This window comes from Bradyrhizobium sp. CSA207, from assembly GCF_029051685.1.
In the GTDB taxonomy this organism is placed as follows: domain Bacteria; phylum Pseudomonadota; class Alphaproteobacteria; order Rhizobiales; family Xanthobacteraceae; genus Bradyrhizobium.
Genome location: NZ_JAACFT010000008.1, coordinates 109569 through 132429 on the forward strand (window position 1 = coordinate 109569; position 22861 = coordinate 132429).

Consider the following 22861-nt stretch of genomic DNA (forward strand, 5'->3'; position numbering starts at 1 on the left):
GGATCATGCCGTAAGCAACTTTTGCGGCCAAACCGGCGTTTGATTGCCTTGGACTCCCGGAACCGAGATGCTATCCAGCCCCCAACCTCCCGTGACCGCCAGGCTCGATCCAGCGCGGCGCACACGGCCATCAAGCACCTCATTCCAGACGGATTTTCATCATGATGCAGCTCGATGCCACCCGTATGGCCCATACGCAGGTCGACCACACCCGTATGGCCAATGCGATCCGCGGCCTCGCGATGGACGCGGTCGAGAAGGCGAAGTCGGGCCATCCCGGCCTGCCGATGGGCGCGGCCGACATGGCCACGGTGCTGTTCACCCAGTTCCTGAAATTCGATGCAACCGCACCGAGCTGGCCCGACCGCGACCGCTTCGTGCTCTCGGCCGGCCACGGTTCGATGCTGCTCTATGCGCTGCTCTATCTGACCGGCAATTCCGAGATGACGCTGGACCAGATCAAGCAGTTCCGCCAGGTCGATTCGCTGACCCCCGGACACCCCGAGAATTTCCGCACCAACGGCATCGAGACCACGACGGGCCCGCTGGGCCAGGGCATCTCGACCGCGGTCGGCATGGCGCTCGCCGAGAAGATGCTCGCCGCCGAGTTCGGCAAGAAGATCGTCGACCACCACACCTTCGTGCTCGCCTCCGATGGCGACCTGATGGAGGGCGTGTCGCAGGAAGCGATCGCGATGGCCGGGCACTGGAAGCTCAACAAGATGATCGTGCTCTACGACGACAACGGCATCTCGATCGACGGCCCGACCTCGATCTCCGATTCCGTCGACCAGGTGAAGCGCTTCAAATCCGCGGGCTGGGCCGCCGAGAAGATCAACGGCCAGGACCAGGCGGCGATCGCCGCCGCGATCACCCGCGCCAAGAAATCCAGCAAGCCGACGCTGATCGCCTGCCGCACCACCATCGGCTTCGGCGCGCCGCACAAGGCCGGCACGGCAAAGGCGCATGGCGAGGCGCTCGGCGCCGACGAACTCAAGGCCGCCAAGGAGAATCTCGGCATCTCGCTCGAGCCGTTCACGGTGCCCGATGATGTGCTCAAAGCCTGGCGCGAAGCCGGCAGCCGCGGCGCGGCGGCACGACAGGAATGGGAAGCAAGGCTCGGAGAGCTCGGCAGCCGCAAGCGCGCCGAGTTCGAGCGCCGGTTGCGCCATGAGCGTCCGGCGTCACTCGCGAAGGCGGTGCGCGCCTACAAGAAGGAGCTGCTGGAAAAGCCGATGGTGGCGGCGACCCGCAAATCCTCGGAAGCCGTGATCGAAGTCATCGCCAGCGCGATGCCGATGGAATTCCTGGCGGGCTCGGCCGACCTCACCGGCTCCAACAACAACAAGGCGAAGTCGGCGACGGCCTTCTCCGCCAAAACGCCGAAGGGCCGCTTCATCCATTACGGCATCCGCGAGCACGGCATGGCCGCCGCCATGAACGGCATCTTTCTGCACGGCGGTTTCGCGCCGAACGGCGCGACCTTCCTGGTGTTCACCGACTACGCACGGCCGGCGATGCGCCTTGCCGCCTTGATGGGCGCCGGCGTCGTCTACGTGATGACCCACGATTCCATCGGGCTCGGCGAAGACGGCCCGACCCATCAGCCGGTCGAGCATCTCGCCGCGCTTCGCGCCATTCCGAACATGCGCGTGTTCCGCCCCTGCGATTCCGTCGAAGTCGCCGAGTGCTGGGAGTTGGCGCTGAACCGCATCGACGGCCCGACCGTGCTGGCGCTGACGCGGCAGAACCTGCCGCAACTGCGCACCAACGCGCCAAACGAAAATCCCTGCCAGCAGGGCGCCTATGAATTGGTCGCCGCCCAGGGCGAGGCCAAGGCGACGCTGTTCGCGTCCGGCTCCGAGGTCGAGATTGCGGTCGCCGCCCAGAAGCAGCTTGCCGAGCGCGGCATCGCGTCGCGGGTTGTCTCGGTCCCCTCGCTCGAGCTGTTGTTAGCGCAACCAGAGGCGAAGCGAGCGGCGATCATCGGCAACGCGCCGGTGAAGGTCGCGATCGAGGCCGCGGTACGCTGGGGCTGGGATGCCGTGATCGGCCAGGACGGCGAATTTGTCGGCATGCATTCCTTCGGCGAGAGCGGGCCGGCAAAGGACCTTTACAAGCACTTCGGCATTACCACCGAGGCTGCGGTTAACGCTGTGCTGAAGCGCGTGTCCTGAGAGTTGAGCTTGCCAAAAAAAAGGATTACGTAACTCCTCATATGATCAAGCACCGCCCGGCCGAACCGGGCGTCCGCCCTAAAAAAACCCTCACAGGCGCGCTAAGCGCGTTGTGCGGGAAGAACGGATGTCATTGAAGCAGACGTCATCGAACGGTCATAAGGAGACGAAACATGGTAGTCCGCGTTGGAATTAACGGTTTTGGCCGCATCGGTCGTAACATCCTGCGGGCTATCGTCGAGTCCGGCCGCAAGGACATCGAGGTCGTCGGCATCAACGATCTCGGCCCGGTCGAGACCAACGCCCATCTGCTCCGCTTCGATAGCGTCCATGGCCGCTTCCCCGGCACCGTGACCGTCGATGGCGACACCATCAGCCTCGGCGGTAACAAGATCAAGGTGACCGCCGAGCGCGATCCCTCGAAGCTGCCCTGGAAGGATCTCGGCATCGACATCGCGATGGAGTGCACCGGCATCTTCACCGCTAAGGAGAAGGCCTCCGCGCATCTGACCGCCGGCGCCAAGCGCGTGCTGGTCTCCGCACCTGCCGACGGCGCCGATGCGACCATCGTCTACGGCGTCAACCACGACACGCTGACCAGGGGTCATCTGGTCGTCTCCAACGGCTCCTGCACCACCAACTGCCTCGCGCCGATCGCCAAGGTGCTGAACGACCTGGTCGGCATCGAGACCGGCTTCATGACCACGATCCACGCCTATACCGGCGACCAGCCGACGCTGGACACCATGCACAAGGATCTCTATCGCGGCCGCGCGGCGGCGATGTCGATGATCCCGACCTCGACCGGTGCCGCCAAGGCGATCGGCCTCGTGCTGCCGGAGTTGAAGGGCAAGCTCGACGGCGTCGCGATCCGCGTGCCGACCCCGAACGTCTCGGTCGTCGACCTCAAGATCGTCGCCAAGCGCGCCACCGATCCGAAGGAAATCAACGAGGCGATGAAACGCGCTTCCGAGCAGCAGCTCAAGGGCATCCTCGGCTACACCACGGCGCCGAACGTCTCGATCGACTTCAACCACGATCCGCACTCCTCGACCTTCCACATGGACCAGACCAAAGTGCAGAACGGCACGCTGGTGCGCGTGATGTCCTGGTACGACAACGAGTGGGGTTTTTCGAACCGCATGGCGGACACCGCTGTTGCGATGAGCAAGGTGATCTGAGCCAAGGCCTCGTGTCCCGGACGCGGCGCAGCGTGTCTTCACGGCGCGCCGCAGAGCCGGGACCCATGCCACACCGCAGGCCCCGGTTCTGCACAGCGGCACTTCGCGCCGCAGTGCGCCCGGGACAAGAGAGCCAAAGATGACCAAAACATTCCGCAGCCTCGACGACGTCGACGTGAAGGGCAAGCGCGTGCTGCTGCGCGTCGATCTCAACGTGCCCATGGAGAACGGGCGCGTCAGCGACGCAACAAGGCTCGAGCGCGTCGCGCCGACCATCACGGAAATCTCCGACAAGGGCGGTAAGGTCATTTTGCTCGCGCATTTCGGCCGGCCGAAGGGGCGCGATCCCAAGGAGTCGCTCAAGCCCGTCGCCGAGGCGCTGTCGAAGGTCGTGAAGAAGCCCGTCGCCTTTGCCGACGACTGCATCGGCGAGCCTGCGGCCACGGCCGTGGCGGCGCTGAACGATGGCGACATCCTCTGCCTGGAAAACACCCGCTTCCACAAGGAAGAGGAAAAGAACGATCCGGCCTTCGTCGCCGAGCTCGCCAAGCTCGGCGACATCTGGGTCAATGACGCCTTCTCCGCGGCGCACCGCGCCCATGCCACGACCGAAGGCCTCGGCCACAAGCTGCCGGCCTATGCCGGCCGCACCATGCAGGCCGAACTCGTCGCGCTGGAGAAGGCGCTGGGTTCACCGACCAAGCCCGTCATCGCGATCATCGGCGGCGCAAAGGTCTCGACCAAGATCGATCTGCTCGAAAACCTCGTGAGCAAAGTCGACGCGCTGGTGATCGGCGGCGGCATGGCCAACACCTTCCTGCACGCCCAAGGCGTCGGGATCGGCAAGTCACTGGCGGAGAAGGATCTGGCCGCGACCGCGCTGCGCATCATGGAGAAGGCGGACGCCGCGAACTGCGCCATCATCCTGCCCGTCGATGCCACCGTCGCCTTCCACTTCGCTGCCAATGCGCCGTCGCACGCCTATGGCCTCGACGCGATCCCGGCCGACGGCATGATCCTCGACGTCGGCCCGCAATCGATCGCCCGCATCCATGCGGCGATCGACGATGCGGCGACGCTGGTCTGGAACGGACCGCTCGGCGCCTTCGAGCTGCAGCCCTTCGACCGCGGCACGGTCGCGGCCGCCAAGCATGCCGCCGAGCGCACCAAGGCCAAGAAGCTGATCTCGATTGCGGGCGGCGGCGACACCGTCGCGGCCCTCAACCAGGCCGGGGTGGCCGGCAATTTCAGCTATGTCTCGACCGCAGGTGGCGCATTTCTTGAATGGATGGAAGGCAAGCCCCTGCCCGGCGTCGAGGTCTTGCGCGTCAAGTAGTCAGTCGGCAAGTAGCTAGCGGGCCTGCAGGCCCAAACGGGAGAAAAAGACAGATGGCTCGGATCACGTTGCGTCAATTGCTCGACCATGCGGCGGAGAACGATTACGGCGTACCGGCCTTCAATATCAACAACATGGAGCAGGCGCTGGCGATTATGGACGCCGCCAACCAGGTCGACGCGCCCGTGATCATCCAGGCCTCGCGCGGTGCGCGCTCCTATGCCAACGACGTCATGCTCAAGCACATGATGGACGCGGTGACCGAGATCTATCCGCACATCCCGGTCTGCGTGCATCTCGACCACGGCAACGAGCCTGCGACCTGCATGACCGCGATCCAGGCCGGCTTCACCTCGGTGATGATGGACGGCTCGCTCAAGGCCGATGGCAAGACCCCCGGCGACTGGGGCTACAATGTCGGCGTCACCAGGACCGTGACCGACATGGCCCATCTCGGCGGCATCTCGGTCGAGGGCGAGCTCGGCGTGCTCGGCTCGCTCGAGACCGGCATGGGCGACAAGGAAGACGGCCATGGCGCCGAAGGCAAGCTCAGCCACGACCAACTCCTGACCAATCCGGACGAAGCCGTGAAGTTCGTCCAGGAGACCAGGGTCGATGCGCTCGCGATCGCGATGGGGACTTCTCACGGTGCTTACAAATTTACCCGCAAGCCGGACGGCGACATCCTCGCCATGAACGTGATCGAGGAGATCCACCGCAAGCTGCCGAACATGCATCTGGTGATGCACGGCTCGTCCTCGGTGCCGCAGGACCTCCAGGAGATCATCAACGCCAACGGCGGCAAGATGAAGCCGACCTGGGGCGTGCCGGTCGCCGAGATCCAGCGCGGCATCAAGAACGGCGTGCGCAAGATCAACATTGACACCGACAACCGCATGGCGATGACCGGCCAGATCCGCAAGGTCCTGAAGGACAATCCGGAAGAGTTCGATCCGCGCAAGTACTTGAAGCCTGCGATGGAGGCGATGACCAAGCTGTGCAAGCAGCGCCTCCAGGAGTTCAACACCGCCGGCCAGGCCGCCAAGATCAAGAAGGTCCTGACCACCGCCGAAATGGCCAAGCGCTACGCCAAGGGCGAGCTCGACCCGAAGGTGGCGTAAGGCCCTCAACCACATCCTCCCGTCATTCCGGGGCGCGCGGAGCGTGAGCCCGGAATCCATAACCACAGCCTGGGGTTATGGATTCCGGGCCTGCGCCTTTCGGCGCATCCCGGAATGACACGGGCGCCCCTGCGACGAACGTTAACTCGGCAATTGCCCGAGAACGGTCTATTTTCACGGGCAAGGGCAGAATCGTTTTGGGAGGACATCTCGATGAATCTGACTGAGCTCAACAAGATCGCGGCTGCCATGGTCGCCCCGGGCAAGGGCATCCTTGCCGCCGACGAATCCTCCGGCACCATCAAGAAGCGGTTCGACGCGATCGGCGTCGAATCGACGGAAACCAATCGCCGCGACTATCGCGAGATGCTGTTCCGGTCGAAGGAGGCCATGAGCCAGTACATCTCCGGCGTCATTCTCTATGATGAGACGATCTGGCAGGACGCCAAGGACGGCACGCCGCTGGTCAAGCTGATCGAGCAGAGCGGCGCCATTCCCGGCATCAAGGTCGACGAGGGCACGCAGGCCTTGCCGATGTGCCCGGGCGAGCTCGTCACCGTCGGACTCGACAAGCTCGCCGAGCGGCTGAAGAAATATTACGACCGCGGCGCGCGCTTTGCCAAATGGCGCGCGGTGATCGATATCGGCAGCGGGATTCCCTCGATGACCGCGATCAGCGTCAACGCCCATGCGCTGGCCCGCTACGCCGCGCTGTGCCAGGCCGCGCAGATCGTGCCGATCGTCGAACCGGAGGTGCTGATGGACGGCGATCACGACATCGACCGCTGCTTTGAGGTGACGAGCCGCGTGCTCAATATGACATTTCAGGAATTGCGCGTGCAGCGCGTCGCGCTCGAGGGCATGGTGCTCAAGCCCAACATGGCGGTCTCCGGCAAGAAATGCGCAAAGCAGGCCTCCGTCGAGGAGGTCGCGGAGAAGACGATACGGCTGCTCAAGGCCTGCGTGCCGGCGGCGGTGCCTGGCATCGCCTTCCTCTCCGGCGGCCAGTCCGACCAGGAGGCGACCGCGCATCTCAACGCCATGCACAAACTCGGCCCGCTGCCCTGGGGCCTGACCTTCTCCTACGGCCGGGCGCTGCAAGCCGCGCCGCAGAAGGCCTGGTCGGGCAAGGCCGAGAACGTCGCGGCCGGGCAGCGCGCCTTCAGTCATCGCGCGCGAATGAATGGGCTCGCCTCCAAAGGCGAATGGCAAAGCAGCCTGGAACAGAAGGCGGCCTAGATCTTGTCGAACAAATCGCCTCCACCGCGCCCGGCGCCGCGCCTCTATCTCGCGACGCCGATTGTCGACGATCCCGCTTCGCTTCTGGCCGAGCTGCCCGGCCTGCTTGCATCGGCCGACGTCGCCGCCGTGCTGGTGCGGTTGAAAGACGCCGACCAGCGCAGCATGATTTCGCGCATCAAGGCGCTGGCACCGATCGTGCAGAACGCGGGAGCTGCGCTGCTCGTCGACGGCCACGCCGAGCTGGTCGCGCGCGGCGGCGCCGACGGCGCCCACCTCTCCGGCATCGCCGCGCTGGAAGAGGCGATGCCCTCGCTCAAGCCCGATCGCATCGCCGGGGTCGGGGGACTTGAGACCCGCCACGACTCCATGGCAGCGGGCGAGATGGGCGCAGATTATGTGTTGTTCGGCGAGCTAGACGCGACCGGACAGCGGCCGTCGGCTCAAGCGATTGCCGAGCGACTGGATTGGTGGGCCGAGTTGTTCGAGCCGCCCTGCGTCGGCTTTGCCACCTCGTTGGAGGAGGCCCATGACTTCGCCGCCAGCGGCGCCGATTTCGTGCTGGTCGGCGACTTCATCTGGGCCGATCCGCGCGGGCCCAAGGCCGCGCTGATCGAGGCCGACGCCGCGATCAAGAAGGCTTACGCGGCTCTCGCTGTGGGGCAGGGCTAGCGCCCGACATGAAGCTCCCGCGCATCACCATCCTGGCCACGCTGTTGCTGACGGCGCCCGCTGCCGCGCAGCTTCAGATCACTCCGCCGGTGGCAACGCCGAGCGCGGCGCCCGCCAAGGAAAAAGCCAAAGAAAAACCCGCGACCAAGCCGCACACCATCACCAAGAAGAAGGACGCCGCGCCAAAACCATCGGCCTCGCCGAGCCCGGCGCCCGCTGCGACCGTGATCCCCGCGCCTCCCACCGACAATTCCAATGTCGACCTGGTGTACGGCGCCTATCAGCGCGGCCAGTACAAGACGGCGCTCGAGCTCGCCACCGCCCGCGCGCAAGCCGGCGATGCCAAGGCGATGACCATGCTGGGCGAGCTCTATTCCAACGCGATGGGCATCAGGCGCGACTACGCCAAGGCGTCGCAGTGGTACAAGCGCGCGTCCGACGCCGGCGACCGCGAGGCGATGTTCGCGCTCGCCATGCTGCGCATGTCCGGCCGCGGCGGCCCTGTCGACAAGGGCGAGGCCGTCAAGCTGATGGCGTCCGCCGCCAAGCTCGGCGAGCCCAAGGCGGCCTATAATCTCGCGCTGCTCTATCTCGATGGCCAGACCCTGCCACAGGACGTCAAGCGCTCCGCCGAGCTGCTGCGCCAAGCCGCCGACGCCGGGCTGCCCGAGGCGCAATACGCGCTGGCGACGTTCTACAAGGAAGGCACCGGCGTGCCGAAGGACCCCGAAAGGGCGGTGCGGCTGCTCCAGGCGGCAACGCTGACCGACAATGTCGATGCCGAGGTCGAATACGCCATCGCGCTGTTCAACGGCACCGGCACGCCGAAGAACCAGCCGGCGGCCGTCGCGTTGCTCCGCAAGGCGTCGCGTCAGGGCAGCGCGATCGCACAGAACCGGCTGGCCTGGGTCCTGATCAACGGCGTGGGCGCCCAGATGGACAAGATCGAGGGCTTCAAATGGCACCTGGTGGCCAAAACCGCCGGCAAGGGCGATCCGGAGCTCGACAAGCAATTGTCCGATTTGTCGCCCGACGACCGGGCCAAGGCCGAGGCCGCCGCCAGGAAATGGCTCGGGACCAAATGACTTGACGCAATGAGTTGACGCAATGACTTGACGTCAAGCCCCTCGCAGGGCACCCCATCCCTCAAACGGGCGCGACTGCGCGCCATTTCCCCCGATCAAGACCAGAGCTCATGCTGTATTCCGCCACTATCAACGTCATGGTCAAGGCCGCGCGCCGCGCCGGCCGCAGCCTCAAGCGCGATCTCGGCGAGATCGAACATCTCCAGGTCTCGCTAAAAGGCCCGGCCAATTTCGTCTCGCTCGCCGACAAGCGCGCCGAGGAGATGCTCTACCAGGACCTCGCCAAGGCGCGGCCCGGCTACGGCTTCATCGGCGAGGAAGGCGGCAGTCGGGAAGGCCCCGACAAGAGCCACACCTGGATCGTCGATCCGCTCGACGGCACCACCAACTTCCTGCACGGCATCCCGCAATTTGCGATCTCGATCGGGCTTTCGCGCGAGGGCACGATCATCGCCGGCGTGATCTACAATCCCGCCAATGACGAGCTCTACATCGCCGAGCGCGGCAAGGGCGCCTTCCTCAACGACCAGCGCCTGCGGGTGGCCGGCCGCCGCCAGCTCAACGAATGCGTGGTGGCCTGCGGCCTGCCCCATATCGGCCGCGGCGACCACGAGGAATTCCGCCGCGAGATGACCGCGATCCAGGACCGCGTCGCAGGGCTGCGCCGCTTCGGCGCCGCCTCGCTCGACTTAGCCTTCGTCGCCGCCGGCCGCCTCGACGGCTACTGGGAACGCAATCTGCAACCCTGGGACATCGCCGCGGGCCAGATCATGCTCCGGGAAGCGGGCGGCACGATCAGCGACATCGACACGCCGGGCGATGCACTGGTGACCGGGCATGTCGTGTGCGGGAATGAGTTCGTGCACGGGGAGCTGGTGAAGATTTTGCGGAAGGCGGCTTAACCTCTCCCCGCCCTTCCGCGGGGAGAGGTCGGATTGCAAAAGCAATCCGGGTGAGGGGCAAGGCACGGCGCGGGCCAAATCGACGATCCATCCGATGCGCGCGACGATCGTGCATTCTTCCTGGGGACACCCGCGCGGGTGCGCTCCCCTGGGTTCGATCCCGGATAAAAGCCGCAGCGCCTGCTGCTTTTGCACAAGCAGTCTCGTCGTCATGGAGGCATCCAAGAGCGTGCGCAGCGCTTGTGCGGCAAAACAATAGGCGCCTGCGGGCCATGGAGAGTCGCTTTAGTCGGAACTAGCAAGCGATCGATCGCGCCTTAACGTCTAGTATCGACCACGCCTCAACGCCGAGTTTTGTCCCAACGCTCGGCACCGGGAACGATTGAGGGAGACTGCTCCTCCAATTCTCGGAGCCGATCGATTTGCGTTCTAAGGTTCGGCGGTAGTTCCGGCTCTGGTTTCAGCGACGCTCGTAACCTCTCGCCGATCTCTCGAACGATGGCCCGGCTGTGTACGTAGTCGATCTCGATGCGGTTGCGCATGGCGGAGCCTTCGGTAACAACAACGCCACCGGCAGGCCGTCACTACTCCCCCGCAACCGATCGGGGCGCGGCTGGCGATTTTGAATGGAACCGGAGACCGCCGCTTTTGGCTATCTTGCGCGAGCGCTTGCAGAGAAAAGCGGGTCGGCGACCTTTGGCTATCCGCGACATGCGCCGTGTTGGTACCGGCGAGCGGCGGTCTCACATTTCTAAAGCTCGCGGACGGCTTTCGTTCCCGATTTCTGATCGCGACGGCGAGTTCCATTTGAAAGGAGGGACCTAGCTAGGAGCGGCCAGTCGCTGACACCATGGCGGCAACCTCCGATGTGGGCGAACACATCGAGCCGCGCGGCGTTCGGAACCATTTCTGAGAGTGTCCGGTTGGTTTTCTGGGGCGATGAAGGGACCATCGCCATGAGGAGCGAATATCTCGCCACGATTGTGATAGCTGTTCTTGCCGTTGGTGCTGGGCTGTCAGTCAACTCTGTCGGCTCGCTGCCTTCCGAAAAGCAGTCCACGCCGAGCGCCGTGCAACCGGCGGACCGATTAGCTGGGTCCGTGGATCCATTTCTTCGGTCTGGTGGCTAACAGCCGCCCTTTGGCTGTCATCACCACGACAAAGCTGCGTGCTTTTCGGCGCGCCGATGCCCCAGAGCGGATGCGCTGGCCTGAATTTCGAGTGTGTCGCCGTCGATGACGCTGGCTTGGCCGACGAGATCGGCCGCGAGCGCCAGCAGCGAGGCGATTGCAATCAACAAAGCAAATTGCGTGAGTAAGACGCACCTCACGGCACTAGTTGCGTGAGGCGCGTTGTTGTGTGTAGGGCCTCTTACGTACCGGGCGTCTTGACGACCAGTTTTATGTTCAAGAGGTTGACACCCTTGAACGGGTTCGGCGCGCTTTCGATCGTGCCCGTGCCCGTAGCGTTCGCATAGGCGCCCGTGCCCGAGAGGATCGTATATTCGCCTTTCGACTGGCCGTTTTTTACCGAGCCGGTATAGCGCGCCGTGATCGAGCCATCCTCGAACGTGTAGGTGCTGTAGCCGTAGAAGGGTCCCGAGCCTTTGAGCAAGTCTGCGGAATTGACGAACTCTTTCACCCCGATACGGCCGTCCTTGAAGACGGCGACGCCGAATAATTTGCCGGACGCGACCGTCTGGCCTTCGATGTTCGCGACCTCTGTTACTTTGTAATCAATCGGCTTAGTGACGAGCTTGAACTCAAGCACCTGCTCGCCAGCGAGAGCAGTCGATGCCGCAGGCACTGAGAGCACTGCTAACAAGAAGCACAAAGCATGAGACATTCGCATGTGCGTCCTCCTCTAAAATAATCGCTGATGTTGAAAACAATCCCGTCCCATCGGTGGGACGCTGAAGCGTAACACAAGAACTGGATGTTGATCAGGTGCGAGAGTATCGGGACGTGCTGCGCCGCACGATCCCGCTTGAGCGCACGCACTTCGATGCGCGCCATCATCGGTGAGTGTCTAACTCCCCAGCGCCTGCGGACGGACTTACTCTCACTGCGAGCGGAAAAGGTTCATCTCCCGGCGCACAATTTTCGTGCTCCACAGCATCTGCGCGCGGCTCTAGGATTGCCGCGTCCGGGGCACGGGCATTTGAGTAGCCGGTTTATTTTGAGCCCGGAGGCCGCTCGCAAATATTCGCGGGCGGGCTTTTTCAACGCCGCCAGCCTTCTTGTCGAACTCAGTCCGGTATCCCTTCGGCGTGAGGCGGACGCGCTGGTCAGACCAAGCTATTCGCGCCGCGCATCGGCTCTTACGCCGTCGGGCGTAACCTCATAGTCCTCGCCGCGATGCCTGAGCCAGCCTGCCTTGACCATCGCGATCGCGGTCTCCTCGCTGCATAAACGGTGGTTGTCGCCGGGGGAATACAGTTTGCCATTGTGTGCGACCAGGCGGCCGTACAGGTGGGCTTGCCTCAACACTCTGCGCATTCCAGGCGAGGGCTTGACCATAGTGGCTATCAACTCTGGTTGCCCATATTCGTTCCGGTGAATTTATCGTAGCGCGTTGCCGATGGCGACGACAGCCCGCCACTGCGACGAAATGCCAGTCTTACGGACCGTGCAACAGCAGAAAGGCCGCCCGAAAGCGGCCTCTGGAAAGTCTAAAGCGCTGATCCAATCGCGTAGGTCGAACCTCTGGCAGCATAGCCGCCTGCCCCCGTGTTCAAGATCGGTACGAATTCAAACTTCTTCACCCCAGGTACCCAGTAAAGCTACGCTTGGCAGGTGCGGTCGCATAGATATTTCCGGAGAAGGGAGTGCGATGCGGCGCCCGATCCTCCCTGTCCGCGCTGCGCATCACGATCTTGAGCGCGTCATCGGGCACGGGCCGCTCAGTCCCCACAAAGAAAAGGCCTGGTGGCTTAACCGCCCGCCAGGCCCTTGTTCTTGCGACTGCCAGGGAGCTAATCAGGGTTAGTGCCGTGGGGGTACGACTGTCGCAGATGCATCTGCAACTGTCAGTTTGATCGGGCAACCAGGCGTGCCCTTGTGCTGGTGTATGACAGGGCCGTTGATCTTCTCATCCTGCACCGGCTGGCGTTGGCCAGCTCCATCAGCTTGCGCGCGGCGGCGTCAGCATCGGCGGGGTGGGCGAGGCTCGATGAATTTCATGTGTTATTGCTAAGAAGCAACAAGCTTCCGCTAGAACGGATCACCTAGCTCTTCCTCGGGTGACAGATGATCTGTTGGATGCTGTTGAACGGCGCCACGAGAGGCCTAGCTCTTGCGTGGTCCGCGTGATCGCTCCCAGCGATGAAATCCCTCCCCACGGAGTAGGACGGGTACATGGTGCATGCATTCTGCACGCCGAACACAATCGTCAAGGACTCGCAGTCCTCTACTAGCTTCGAGAGATGGCCTTCCAGCGTATGCGGGTCGATCTCCGACATCAGGTCGCCCCCTTGGTTGGACTCAATGTGCAGCTTAATGGGAGTCACGGATAAACGCAGGAAAAATCCGAGGGACCATCGATAGGCCGACGCCGAAAATTTGCCCCGGCCCGGCCCCCGGTCCTCCACTTCGCCGCTGGTGAGTCTACCGCCCGAGCCACCGACGCAAACGAGCCGCCAACTGTTCCTTGGCGGCTCGCGTCAACTTCAGCTTCTTCTTGTGCAGGGTTACGCCCTAACCAGACAACCCAATCCAAGACCTTCCAATCCTTGCCTAGTACCCTTGAGTCGATCACCGATCGACGAAGGCATGATGCTCCGATCGATGGCAGGTTCAATTCACAAATTGTGAACTCAGGTAGCGATCGAAGCGTTATTGATGTTGGCGGTTGATTTCGATGGCTCGACGACATTCGCGCACATCGTCATGGGCGCCGATGGCAATTGATCTCGATGCCTTTAGCGTCTCAGTCGGCGTTGCACCCAATTGTGCTTGCAGCCAGTAGTGTGTGATTTCGCGCTGTGGTTGGATTTTTGGCTTGGCGGCAGCAGCCTTGAGTTGTTTGACGAAGTATTGCTGAAACAGACGGCTGCTATATTACATTGTAGGTAACGAGCCCTGCTCCTTTCTTACCGCGGCAAGCAAGTGAGCCTATCGCCCTTTGAGCATTTCGAATTGGCGCAGCCTTGTGAATGGGCTCACATCCGACAGCCACCGACAGGGCTAAGCTCATCCGAAAATTCGTGGTGGAAATATCTTACAGTAGTGATGGTCCAACGACGGGGGCAACGATGCCCGCCATATTCGACCTGCTCTATCGAGAATACTGCCGCGCCCGCCTCGCTGAAATGCGGAAGCAGCTTCTGATCGCGGGTCAAAGTCCTGAAATCCTACAAGCTGACTGCGATGCCGCCGACGCTGCCGATCGGAGTTGCATTGACAAGCAGCACGAGATCGGTCACGGGCCACCGAATTGAAGCGGCCACAAGACAAGGGGCTCTGGAAGAATGTCTTATTCAGCGGGGAGATTTAGGGCTTCACCTATGGTGTGGGTGCACGCGGATCGTGATGCATTCATCTGGCAGCGATCAGGATGGCATCGTGCTGTTGCCAGAGCTTGATGCTGAACTGGCGCAAAGAATGGCCGCTACAGCGTAACAAGCAACGGCCCACAAATGCCGCGCGCCCCCTTTTGCCCAGCGATCTTTGATCTTTATCAAGGAGACCAAAAGGTCAGTCATGGTGGACGATCCAACTGCCTAGTCTAGGCGTCGACGATGTCCGATCCACGATCACTAACGCCGGAGATAACTTTCCGCCGAGGCATTGGCCAAGCCGGTGGTCTCGTCGCAATTGGCGTGATCTATTTCGCCCTGGCAAAAGGCGGCCTTTCTCTCGCCTCTATTCATCCCAGTGCAACGCCAATTTGGCCACCGACGGGTGTCGCGCTGGCGGCGGTGCTGTTGTGGGGATATCGGACTTGGCCCGCAATTTTCACGGCAGCGGTGATCGCCAATGCGACGACCGCCGGCTCCGTTGCCACCGCTATTGCGATTGCGACCGGTAACTCTCTTGAGGCGGTTGTTGGCGCTTACCTGATCAAGCGATGGTCGAGCGGATGCAATACGTTTTCGACGCCAAATTCTGTCGCGAAGTTTGCTCTGATTTGCTTCGTGATCGCGACACCGATCAGCGCCAGCATCGGACTGACCAGCCTGGCAATCGCCGGGTACATCGAACCGACCAATTTCGCAAACGCCTGGGTCACATGGTGGCTGGGAGATGTGACCGGCGCGCTGGTCATTGTCCCCGTTATCGTGCTTTGGGCATCAAGCCACTATCACGCTTTCAACCGCAATGAATTTTTGGAGACGGTCGGCGTCCTCGCAACCGCGGCGGCCGTTGGACTGATTGCTTTCAGCCCCCTGATCGAGCAAACGGCGAGTCGAGATCCACTGGGTTTTCTTGCGATCTTGCCAATGTTGTGGGCGGCGCTGCGCCGCGGTCCGCGTGACACCGCAACGGTTGCGCTGGTGCTTGCGGGCATGACGATCTGGGGGACGCTAACGGGCGGCGGCCCCTTCACGACCGCGGATCTCAACGTTTCATTCCTACTGGTGCTGATGTTCCTGATCAGTATTACCGTTCCAAGCTTGTTACTGAGCGCCGACGTCGAGGTGCGCAAGAAAGCGGAGGAACGTCTGCGCCGCGCGCAGATCGATCTCGAACGGAAGGTCGCAGAGCGTACGCAACAGCTGGAGCTCGCCAATGCAGCAAAATCGCGCTTTTTTGCCATGGCGAGCCATGATTTGCGGCAGCCGCTACATGCGCTAGGCCTGTTCGTTGCACAGCTACGCACGCCGCTCAAATCGGGTGAAAGGACAAAGACGATCGAGCAGATCGATGCAACGCGCAAAGAAATGGATGAAATGTTCAACTCGCTCCTGGATATTTCCAGGCTCGATGCCGGGATCCTTACCCCCAAAATTACCGAATTCCCGATCGCACGTCTGTTGCAAACAATTGAGACGAGGTTTGATCGAGCAACGCGAGAAAAAGGCTTGCGCCTACGCGTTAGGCGAAGTGACGCCTGGGTGCGGAGCGACGCCATGCTGCTCGAACGCATACTGCTCAATCTGGTATCCAATGCTGTGCGCTATACATTGCGGGGCGGGGTCATCGTCGGATGTCGTCGGCGCGGTGAAATGTTGCGTATCGAAGTATGGGATAGCGGTCCCGGCATTCCTGAGGATCAGAAGCAGAATATCTTTGGCGAGTTTTTTCGACTTCCTGCCTCTGAACGGAACCGGTATGGCGGCCTGGGGCTCGGCCTGGCTATTGTCGACAGGCTTCGCCTACTTCTCAACCATCAAATTGACTTGGCTTCGACTGTGGGCCGAGGTTCGCGATTCGCAATCCTGGTTCCGAAGGCCGATGAATGCGCCACGTCCGCCGAGCCCGTCGACTCACCTCGCCCTAGGGCCTTTGCGGTCGAAGGCAAGGTAGTTCTTGTTATTGCCGATGCGCCATTGGTGCTGGAAGGAACAGCCGGATTGCTAGGCAACTGGGGATACTCTGTCCTTTCCGCCGGATCCGACGAAGCTGCACTTGTCCGACTTGCCGAGCACCAACAACGCCCCGATCTTATAATCTCGGATTATCATCTTGCGAGCGGAACCACCGGGATCCGGGCAATCGAACAAATTAATGCGGCGTTGGGCTCGTCAATTCCAGCCATTCTTATCAGCGGCGATACGGCAGCTGAACCATTACGTGACGCTAACGCTAGAGGATACAGTTTGCTGCACAAGCCAGTCGACCCAATGCGGCTCCGCGCTGTCATGCACGAGTTATTTAGGGATCATGACAACAGGAGAGACACCGGGGCGGCTTCATGACTCAGATTTCGGCGGCAACTCCCAGCCCATTTTTCCTACTTTTATTACTGCCTCGGTGCGGCTAGTTACGTTGAGCGCCTTGAGAACGACCGTGATGTGGTTCTTCACTGTCGGCACTGCCATATTCAGGATATTGGCAATGGACTTGTTGCTTTTTCCCTTCATCAGGAGCCCAAGCACTTCAATCTGCCGATCGGTCAACCCGAGACCCTTAAGAGAATCGTGCGCCGCTGGCTTATTTGTAAGCTGCGGAGATGTTGTTTCCTCCAGAATTTCCGAGGGAATGTAAATGCCGCCGGAGAATACTAACTTAATGGCGTTGAGCATGACCTCACGTTCGGTAGTTTTCGGGATGAAACCTAAAGCGCCAAGTTTGAAAGCGCGCTTGACTGTGTCTTGATCATCCGAGGACGAAAGAATGATGATAGCAACGGTCGGATAGCGGTCTCGCAGTTCGCGGAGGACAGAGAAGCCATCTCGATCAGGCAAATTGATATCCAGCAAAGTGAGGCTTATGTCGGGATGTTCCTCGACTATTTGCATTGCCTGACGGCTGTTCGAAGCTTCAAATATGACGGCTTCTCGCTTCAGTTGTTTCAGGACAGCGTGCAACGCGTCGCGAATCAATGCATGGTCGTCGACAATAAGAACTTTCATGAAAAACTCTCCGTCATCCAATTGCACGGAGATCCAATTAAAAAGAAAATCATACACCCACTTTCGGGTCTTTGGCGAGGAAGAGGCTTGCGGAAGACTGGCTCCCGAAACCGTCCATCCTCCATCCTTGGCCCAACCAGCGGTTCACCGGCAGGCACTCAAGGTAGGAGCCGAATGCCGTTGCGTGCTGTAATTGTAATCACCTCACACAGCAGTACACCGAAAAAGCGAACGCGGACCACGAGAGCCGCGGGACTCAGAGTCTCCTTCGACTATGCGCAATGGTGAAATGTCCATGATGTGGCTGACGGATGTCCGAGATCTGTACGGTACCTTGATCATAGGACCTAGGAACCTCTCTGTGTGGACATCCGGCTGATTGACGCGCTGTGCCGTTGAACCATGATCGTCAACGGACCGCCTTACGCGCTAGGAGGTTCTACCAAGCGCCGCCATATAATCGTTATCGCAATAGCTTTCGTGGCCGGGTTCGGCGTGAAGCAGCTCTAGACTGCGGCGCTGTCACAATCCGGCAGTGCGGCGGCGATGTTTTTATCAAATTCGGTCCCAAGCGTGTTCGCACGCCGGATGGGGCAACCAGATGCACGATCGAATCGCCACCCCAAAGCTATTGATCGGCGAGCTGCCGGAGCTGAAAGGCCAGGGCCGCGATCTGCGCATTGATGCCTGCCGCGGCATCGCGCTCTGGTGCATCTTTCTCGACCATGTCCCCAACAACATCGGAAGTTGGGTGACGCTGCACAACTACGGCTTCAGCGATGCCGCGGAAGTGTTCATGTTCGTCTCGGGTGTGACCTGCGCACTGGCCTACAGCAAGGCATGGAGCTGCGAGGGCTGGACAGGCGTGATCAGCCGGACGCTGCGGCGAAGCTGGGATATTTATGCCGCATTTCTGCTGCTCACGCTCGCCTGCGCGATCTTGGTGTACCTCGCAGGCGGGGACCGTCTCGCTGACGCGAGCAATACGCGCATTCTGTTGGACCAGCCGGGCGCGACGCTCGTTCACGCGGCAATCCTGCAATACTGTCCGGTCAACACCGACGTGTTGCCGATCTTCGTGCTTCTTCATCTCTTGTTCGCGCCGTTGCTGTGGCTGCTGCTGCGACTGCCGAACGTGACGCTTGGCGCCTCGCTGGCCCTTTATGCCCTGGTGCATGTGTTCGGCTGGACCGTGTCGGCGTGGCCGAACGGCCACTGGGCTTTCAATCCGCTGGCCTGGCAGCTGCTTGTTGTACTTGGCGCGTGGTGGATGATCGAGGGCGAGAAAGTGCGGCTGTGGGTGACGTCACGCACGGCGCTTGTGCCTGCCGTTCTCTATCTGGTGTTCAGCCTCATCATCGCATTGAGCTGGAAGATCCAACCGCTGGACGCAATAGTTCCGCAGACGCTGTTGAAGCTGCTTTACCCGATGGATAAATCAAATCTCGATCCATTACGACTGCTGCATTTTTTGGCCCTTGCGGTTTTGGCGGCATGGCTCGTGCCTCCCAATCGGCGAGGGCTGACGACGGCGGTGATGCGCGGCGCGATTCTGTGTGGCAAGAACTCGTTGCCGATCTATTGCCTCGGCGTACTGCTTACGCTCGCCAGCCTGCTGGCGCTGCTCGATATCTCCGAGGGGATGGCGATGCAGATCACGCTCAGCGTTGGTGGCGTCCTGATGATGATCCTGGCGGCGACGCTGCTGAACTTGATCAAGATCAAACCCAAACAGCTGCCGCACGCGAACCCCGCTGATCTGCCAACTAAGTTTGAGCGGATCATCAATCTCAAGGCAGCCAAGGCGCTCAGCGTTGACATTCCGCCCACGCTGCCCGCCTCGTGCCGGCGAGGTGATCGAATAAAGATGCTGTTTGCTCCGGTGCGCGAATCCGTCTGCGGCGCTGATCCAGTGTCAGCAGTCGCGCACGCCTTCGGGCCACCAGCGAAAAATGTGGGTCAGGATGCGAATTAGATCACAAGGGGCCATTGTACGGGAGCCAAGGCCATGATTTCCCACCCAAGGACCCACAAGGGAGCGGTGCTGATCGCGGCGTACGTGATGTTTGCCTGCATAGCGGCATTACTGTCGGTCAACCTGACATCACCCACCAGCGCCGCGCTCGGCGCGGACTGGCAGTGCAGCCGGTTTGCGCTCGTATTCACGACCTGCACCCCGGTGCGTGCACACGAGACCGTTTCCACTGGCGTGCGCAAGCGGCGGCTGATTGCAATACAAAGCCAGCTTGCGGAAGCAGCCCCTCAGCCCCTCACCCCACCCTCTCCCCGTAAGAACGGGGAGAGGGAGTGAGACAGCGGTGCGTCCGTTATCGAACGACTCTCTTACGGCTTCACCGGCGCCGGCGGGCCATACGTCTCGGCCTCCGCCTTCGCCACCTTCTCCCGATCTCCGCCCAGCACGCGCTGCACCGACACGAAGAACACCGGCACCATCAGCAGCGCCAGGATCACCACGGCGATCATGCCGCCCATCACGACGGTGCCGAGCGATTGCTGGCTGGCACCGCCGGCGCCGTGGGCAATCGCCATCGGAAGCACGCCGCAGATGAAGGCAAGGCCCGTCATCAGGATCGGGCGGAAGCGCAGGCGGCAGGCTTGGATGGTGGCTTCGACCAGCGGCTTGCCTTCTTTTCGCAGATCCTTGGCGAACTCGATGATCAGGATCGCGTCTTTCGCCGCAAGGCCGATGATGGTGATCAGGCCGACGGTGAAATAGACGTCGTTGGGCAGGCCCCGCAGCATCGCTGCGACGACCGCACCGACGACTCCGAGCGGCACCGTGAGCAGCACCGCGAGCGGAATGGTCCAGCTCTCATAGAGCGCGGCCAGACACAGGAACACCACGAACACCGACAGCGCCAGCAGGAACGGCGCCTGTGAGCCCGACAGTTTTTCCTGGAGCGACTGTCCAGTCCACTCAAAGCCGAAGCCGCGCGGCAGCTTGCCGGCGAGCCGTTCCATCTCGGCGATGGCATCGCCCGAGGTGAAGCCGGGCTTGGCCTCGCCGGAGATGCGCACCGCCGGATAATAGTTGAAGCCGGCGATCTGCGTCGGGCCGCGCGCCCATTCGACCGTGGTGAAGGACGAGAACGGCACCAGCTGGCCGCGGCTGTTCTTGACGTTGTAGTTGAGGATGTCCTCGGTCCGCATGCGGTCGCGGGCGTCGGCCTGCACCACGACGCGCTGCATGCGGCCGCGGTTGGGGAAGTCGTTGATGTAGTTCGAGCCGAGATTGGTCGAGATCGTGTTGTTGATGTCCTCGAAGGTGACGCCGAAGGCGCCGGCCTTCTCGCGATCGATCACGAGATTGACCACGCCCGCTTCGGGCAGGCCCTCGATATAGACCTTCTGAAGCACGGAGCTCGCATTGGCTTCCGCGATCAACTGGTCGGCGGCGCGCATCAAGGCCGGATAGCCCTTCTGGCCGCGGTCCTGGAGGCGGAACGAGAAGCCCGAGGAATTGCCGAGATTGTCGATCGGCGGCGGCTGCAACGCGGAGATCTTGGCGTCGTGGATTGACAACGACAGATCCCGGTTGATGTCGGCAACGATCGCGGCGGCCGAATCCTTCGGGCCGCGCTCCGACCAGTCCTTCAGCGTGATGAAGGCCTGCGCGGTGTTCATGCCCTGGCCGGAGAAGCTGAAGCCGGTGAGGAAGGTGACGTTGTCCACGCCAGCCCGCTGCGCCAGATATTTCTCGACCTTCTCGATCACGGCCTCGGTGCGGGCGTAGGACGAATCCGACGGCGTCTGCACGTCAGTGGTGACAAAGCCCTGGTCGTCGACGGGCAGGAAGCCGCCGGGCAGTTTGACGAAGGCCCAGGACAGGCCGGCCAGCAGCGCGACATAGACCAGCATCAGCCGGCCCGTGCGCTTGAGCGAAAAGCCGACGGTGCGGGAATAACCCTCCTTGCCGCCTTCCAGCATGCGGTTGAACCAGCCGAACACGCCTTTCCTGGCATGGCCATGGCCGGCAGTGACCGGCTTGAGCAGCGTGGCGCATAGCGCCGGCGTCAGCGACAGCGCCAGGAAGGCGGAGAAGCCGATCGCGGCGACCATGGTGACGGAGAACTGGCGGTAGATGATGCCGACCGAGCCCGGGAAGAACGCCATCGGCACGAACACCGCCATCAGCACCAGCGTGATCCCGATGATGGCGCCGGTGATCTGCGACATGGCTTTCCGTGTCGCCTCCTTCGGCGGCAGGCCTTCCTCGGCCATGATGCGTTCGACGTTCTCGACCACGACGATGGCGTCGTCGACGAGGATGCCGACCGCGAGCACCATGCCGAACATCGAGAGCATGTTGATGGAATAGCCGGCGAGGAGCAGCGTCGTACAGGCGCCCAGGAGCGCAACCGGCACCACGATGGTCGGAATGATGGTGTAGCGGATGTTCTGGAGGAACAGGAACATCACCACGAACACCAGCACGATGGCTTCCACCAGTGTCGACAGCACCTTCTTGATCGAGGCTTCGACCACCGGCGTGATGTTGTAGGGAATCTCGTAGGTGATGTTGGCGGGGAAGAAGCGCGACAGCTCCTTCATCTTCTCCTGGACCGCACTCGCGGTCGCCAGCGCATTGCCGGTCGGCGACATCAGCACGGAAAGACCGGCGGTCGGCTTGCCGTCGAGGCGGGTGTTGAACTGGTAGCTGAGACCGCCGACCTCGATCCGCGCGACGTCGCGCAGCCGCACGGTCGACCCATCCGCGTTGGCGCGCAGGATGATGGCGCCGAATTCATCGGGGGACGAGAGCTGGCCCTTGACCAGCACCAGCGAGGAGGTGCGCTGGGTTGCGGTCGACGGCTCGGCGCCGATGCTGCCCGAGGCGACTTGCGCGTTCTGCGCCGCGATCGCCTTGTTGACGTCGTCCGCAGTCATCCCATAGCCGACCAGCTTTGCCGGATCGACCCAGACCCGAAGCGAACGTTCGGTCGAATACAGCGTGGCGCGGCCGACGCCCGGGATGCGGCGGATCTCGCCGAGCACGTTGCGGATCATGAAGTCGCCGAGGCCGACCTCATCGAGGCTGCCGTCGGTCGAGCTCAGCGTGATGATCTGCAGCACCGCGCTGGAGGCTTCCTCGATCAGGATGCCTTGCTGGATCACGGCGCGCGGCAGGCGCGCTTCGACGCGCTTGATGCGGTTCTGCACCTCGACGGAAGCTGCGCTCGTGTCGGTGCCCGGCACGAAATTGGCGATGATCTCGACCTGGCCGAGCGAGTCGCTGGTCGATTCGAAGTTGAGGATGCCGGAGGCGCCGTTGAGTTCCTCCTCGATCAGGCGCGTGACGCTGTTGTAGAGGTTTTCGGGCGAGGCGCCGGGATAGCTGGTCGAGATCGAGATCGAGGGCGGCGCGATGATCGGATATTGTGCGATCGGCAACAGCGGGATCGCGATCGCGCCGACGAGGCAGATGAATAGCGCGACGACCCAGGCGAAGATCGGCCTGTCGATGAAAAAGCTCGCCATTTGCCGTTTTACCCTCGTAGTTTCATCAGTCCCTCATGGTGAGGAGCGCGAAGCGCGTCTCGAACCATGACAGCCCGGCTCTCGCCGTGGCCATCCTTCGAGACGCCCGCTTCCAGCGGGCTCCTCAGGATGA

At 62.0% G+C, this 22861-nt stretch carries 17 protein-coding genes; 11 read left to right on the top strand and 6 right to left on the bottom strand.

Translation table 11 applies throughout. The features are described from left to right. Positions 1-161 precede the first annotated feature (161 nt). From tkt to GWG65_RS11240, 8 genes are all read left to right on the top strand, one after another. Positions 162-2177 carry a transketolase gene (gene tkt, locus GWG65_RS11205; RefSeq protein WP_275195638.1) on the top strand — a complete coding sequence of 672 codons (2016 nt, stop codon included), beginning with the start codon at positions 162-164 and terminating at the stop codon, positions 2175-2177. Between the two features lie 173 nt (positions 2178-2350). Then, the gene (gene gap / locus GWG65_RS11210) at positions 2351-3358 is read left to right on the top strand and encodes a type I glyceraldehyde-3-phosphate dehydrogenase (RefSeq protein ID WP_275195639.1); all 1008 of its coding nucleotides are present in this window, start codon (positions 2351-2353) and stop codon (positions 3356-3358) included. A 139-nt stretch (positions 3359-3497) separates the two neighbouring features. Continuing rightward, positions 3498-4694: a phosphoglycerate kinase gene (locus tag GWG65_RS11215; RefSeq protein ID WP_275195640.1), complete on the top strand. Its 1197-nt coding sequence runs from the start codon at positions 3498-3500 to the stop codon at positions 4692-4694. A 53-nt stretch (positions 4695-4747) separates the two neighbouring features. Next, on the top strand, positions 4748-5815 hold the full coding sequence (fba, locus tag GWG65_RS11220) for a class II fructose-bisphosphate aldolase (protein ID WP_275195641.1): 1068 nt from the start codon (positions 4748-4750) through the stop codon (positions 5813-5815). Positions 5816-6028: 213 nt separating this feature from the next. Beyond that, complete coding sequence (locus tag GWG65_RS11225) at positions 6029-7054, top strand: class I fructose-bisphosphate aldolase (protein ID WP_275195642.1); 1026 nt, start codon at positions 6029-6031, stop codon at positions 7052-7054. 3 nt (positions 7055-7057) lie between these two features. Next, entirely contained in the window at positions 7058-7726 is a 669-nt protein-coding gene (locus GWG65_RS11230) for a thiamine phosphate synthase (protein WP_275195643.1), read from the top strand. 8 nt (positions 7727-7734) lie between these two features. Beyond that, positions 7735-8811 (top strand): tetratricopeptide repeat protein, encoded by a 1077-nt coding sequence (locus GWG65_RS11235; RefSeq protein ID WP_275195644.1) that lies wholly within the window; start codon positions 7735-7737, stop codon positions 8809-8811. A gap of 110 nt (positions 8812-8921) precedes the next feature. Continuing rightward, complete coding sequence (locus tag GWG65_RS11240) at positions 8922-9713, top strand: inositol monophosphatase family protein (RefSeq protein ID WP_275195645.1); 792 nt, start codon at positions 8922-8924, stop codon at positions 9711-9713. A 1150-nt stretch (positions 9714-10863) separates the two neighbouring features. Here the strand turns inward: GWG65_RS11240 and GWG65_RS11245 are convergent. The 4 genes from GWG65_RS11245 to GWG65_RS11260 all read right to left on the bottom strand — a co-directional run bounded on the left by GWG65_RS11245 (position 10864) and on the right by GWG65_RS11260 (position 13173). Continuing rightward, positions 10864-11013: a hypothetical protein gene (locus GWG65_RS11245; RefSeq protein ID WP_275195646.1), complete on the bottom strand. Its 150-nt coding sequence runs from the start codon at positions 11011-11013 to the stop codon at positions 10864-10866. A gap of 71 nt (positions 11014-11084) precedes the next feature. After that, on the bottom strand, positions 11085-11519 hold the full coding sequence (locus GWG65_RS11250) for a hypothetical protein (protein ID WP_275195647.1): 435 nt from the start codon (positions 11517-11519) through the stop codon (positions 11085-11087). Positions 11520-12010: 491 nt separating this feature from the next. Further along, positions 12011-12202: a hypothetical protein gene (locus GWG65_RS11255; RefSeq protein WP_275195648.1), complete on the bottom strand. Its 192-nt coding sequence runs from the start codon at positions 12200-12202 to the stop codon at positions 12011-12013. Positions 12203-12939: 737 nt separating this feature from the next. Beyond that, positions 12940-13173 carry a hypothetical protein gene (locus tag GWG65_RS11260; RefSeq protein WP_275195649.1) on the bottom strand — a complete coding sequence of 78 codons (234 nt, stop codon included), beginning with the start codon at positions 13171-13173 and terminating at the stop codon, positions 12940-12942. A gap of 1278 nt (positions 13174-14451) precedes the next feature. Between GWG65_RS11260 and GWG65_RS11265 the strand changes: the two genes are divergently transcribed. After that, positions 14452-16572: an MASE1 domain-containing protein gene (locus tag GWG65_RS11265; protein WP_275195650.1), complete on the top strand. Its 2121-nt coding sequence runs from the start codon at positions 14452-14454 to the stop codon at positions 16570-16572. Here the strand turns inward: GWG65_RS11265 and GWG65_RS11270 are convergent. Further along, the gene (locus GWG65_RS11270) at positions 16567-17229 is read right to left on the bottom strand and encodes a response regulator transcription factor (RefSeq protein WP_275195651.1); all 663 of its coding nucleotides are present in this window, start codon (positions 17227-17229) and stop codon (positions 16567-16569) included. The genes GWG65_RS11265 and GWG65_RS11270 overlap by 6 nt on opposite strands. 601 nt (positions 17230-17830) lie before the next feature. On the opposite strand from GWG65_RS11270, the gene opgC reads away from it, so the two are divergent. Both opgC and GWG65_RS11280 read left to right on the top strand, forming a co-directional pair. Continuing rightward, positions 17831-19204, top strand: a complete 1374-nt coding sequence (gene opgC, locus GWG65_RS11275) for an OpgC domain-containing protein (protein WP_275195652.1) — start codon at positions 17831-17833, stop codon at positions 19202-19204. A gap of 33 nt (positions 19205-19237) precedes the next feature. Beyond that, positions 19238-19540: a hypothetical protein gene (locus GWG65_RS11280; RefSeq protein ID WP_275195653.1), complete on the top strand. Its 303-nt coding sequence runs from the start codon at positions 19238-19240 to the stop codon at positions 19538-19540. Positions 19541-19572: 32 nt separating this feature from the next. Here GWG65_RS11280 and GWG65_RS11285 read toward each other — a convergent pair whose 3' ends face one another. After that, complete coding sequence (locus GWG65_RS11285) at positions 19573-22728, bottom strand: efflux RND transporter permease subunit (protein WP_275195654.1); 3156 nt, start codon at positions 22726-22728, stop codon at positions 19573-19575. Positions 22729-22861 lie beyond the last annotated feature (133 nt).

Excerpts from the sequence above, each read along its gene's own strand:
- tkt (WP_275195638.1), top strand. The coding sequence starts at position 162 with ATGATGCAGCTCGATGCCACCCGTATGGCCCATACGCAGGTCGACCAC.
- gap (WP_275195639.1), top strand. The coding sequence starts at position 2,351 with ATGGTAGTCCGCGTTGGAATTAACGGTTTTGGCCGCATCGGTCGTAAC.
- GWG65_RS11215 (WP_275195640.1), top strand. The coding sequence starts at position 3,498 with ATGACCAAAACATTCCGCAGCCTCGACGACGTCGACGTGAAGGGCAAG.
- fba (WP_275195641.1), top strand. The coding sequence starts at position 4,748 with ATGGCTCGGATCACGTTGCGTCAATTGCTCGACCATGCGGCGGAGAAC.
- GWG65_RS11225 (WP_275195642.1), top strand. The coding sequence starts at position 6,029 with ATGAATCTGACTGAGCTCAACAAGATCGCGGCTGCCATGGTCGCCCCG.
- GWG65_RS11235 (WP_275195644.1), top strand. The coding sequence starts at position 7,735 with ATGAAGCTCCCGCGCATCACCATCCTGGCCACGCTGTTGCTGACGGCG.
- GWG65_RS11240 (WP_275195645.1), top strand. The coding sequence starts at position 8,922 with ATGCTGTATTCCGCCACTATCAACGTCATGGTCAAGGCCGCGCGCCGC.
- GWG65_RS11260 (WP_275195649.1), bottom strand. The coding sequence starts at position 13,173 with ATGTCGGAGATCGACCCGCATACGCTGGAAGGCCATCTCTCGAAGCTA.
- GWG65_RS11265 (WP_275195650.1), top strand. The coding sequence starts at position 14,452 with ATGTCCGATCCACGATCACTAACGCCGGAGATAACTTTCCGCCGAGGC.
- GWG65_RS11270 (WP_275195651.1), bottom strand. The coding sequence starts at position 17,229 with ATGAAAGTTCTTATTGTCGACGACCATGCATTGATTCGCGACGCGTTG.
- opgC (WP_275195652.1), top strand. The coding sequence starts at position 17,831 with ATGCACGATCGAATCGCCACCCCAAAGCTATTGATCGGCGAGCTGCCG.
- GWG65_RS11280 (WP_275195653.1), top strand. The coding sequence starts at position 19,238 with ATGATTTCCCACCCAAGGACCCACAAGGGAGCGGTGCTGATCGCGGCG.
- GWG65_RS11285 (WP_275195654.1), bottom strand. The coding sequence starts at position 22,728 with ATGGCGAGCTTTTTCATCGACAGGCCGATCTTCGCCTGGGTCGTCGCG.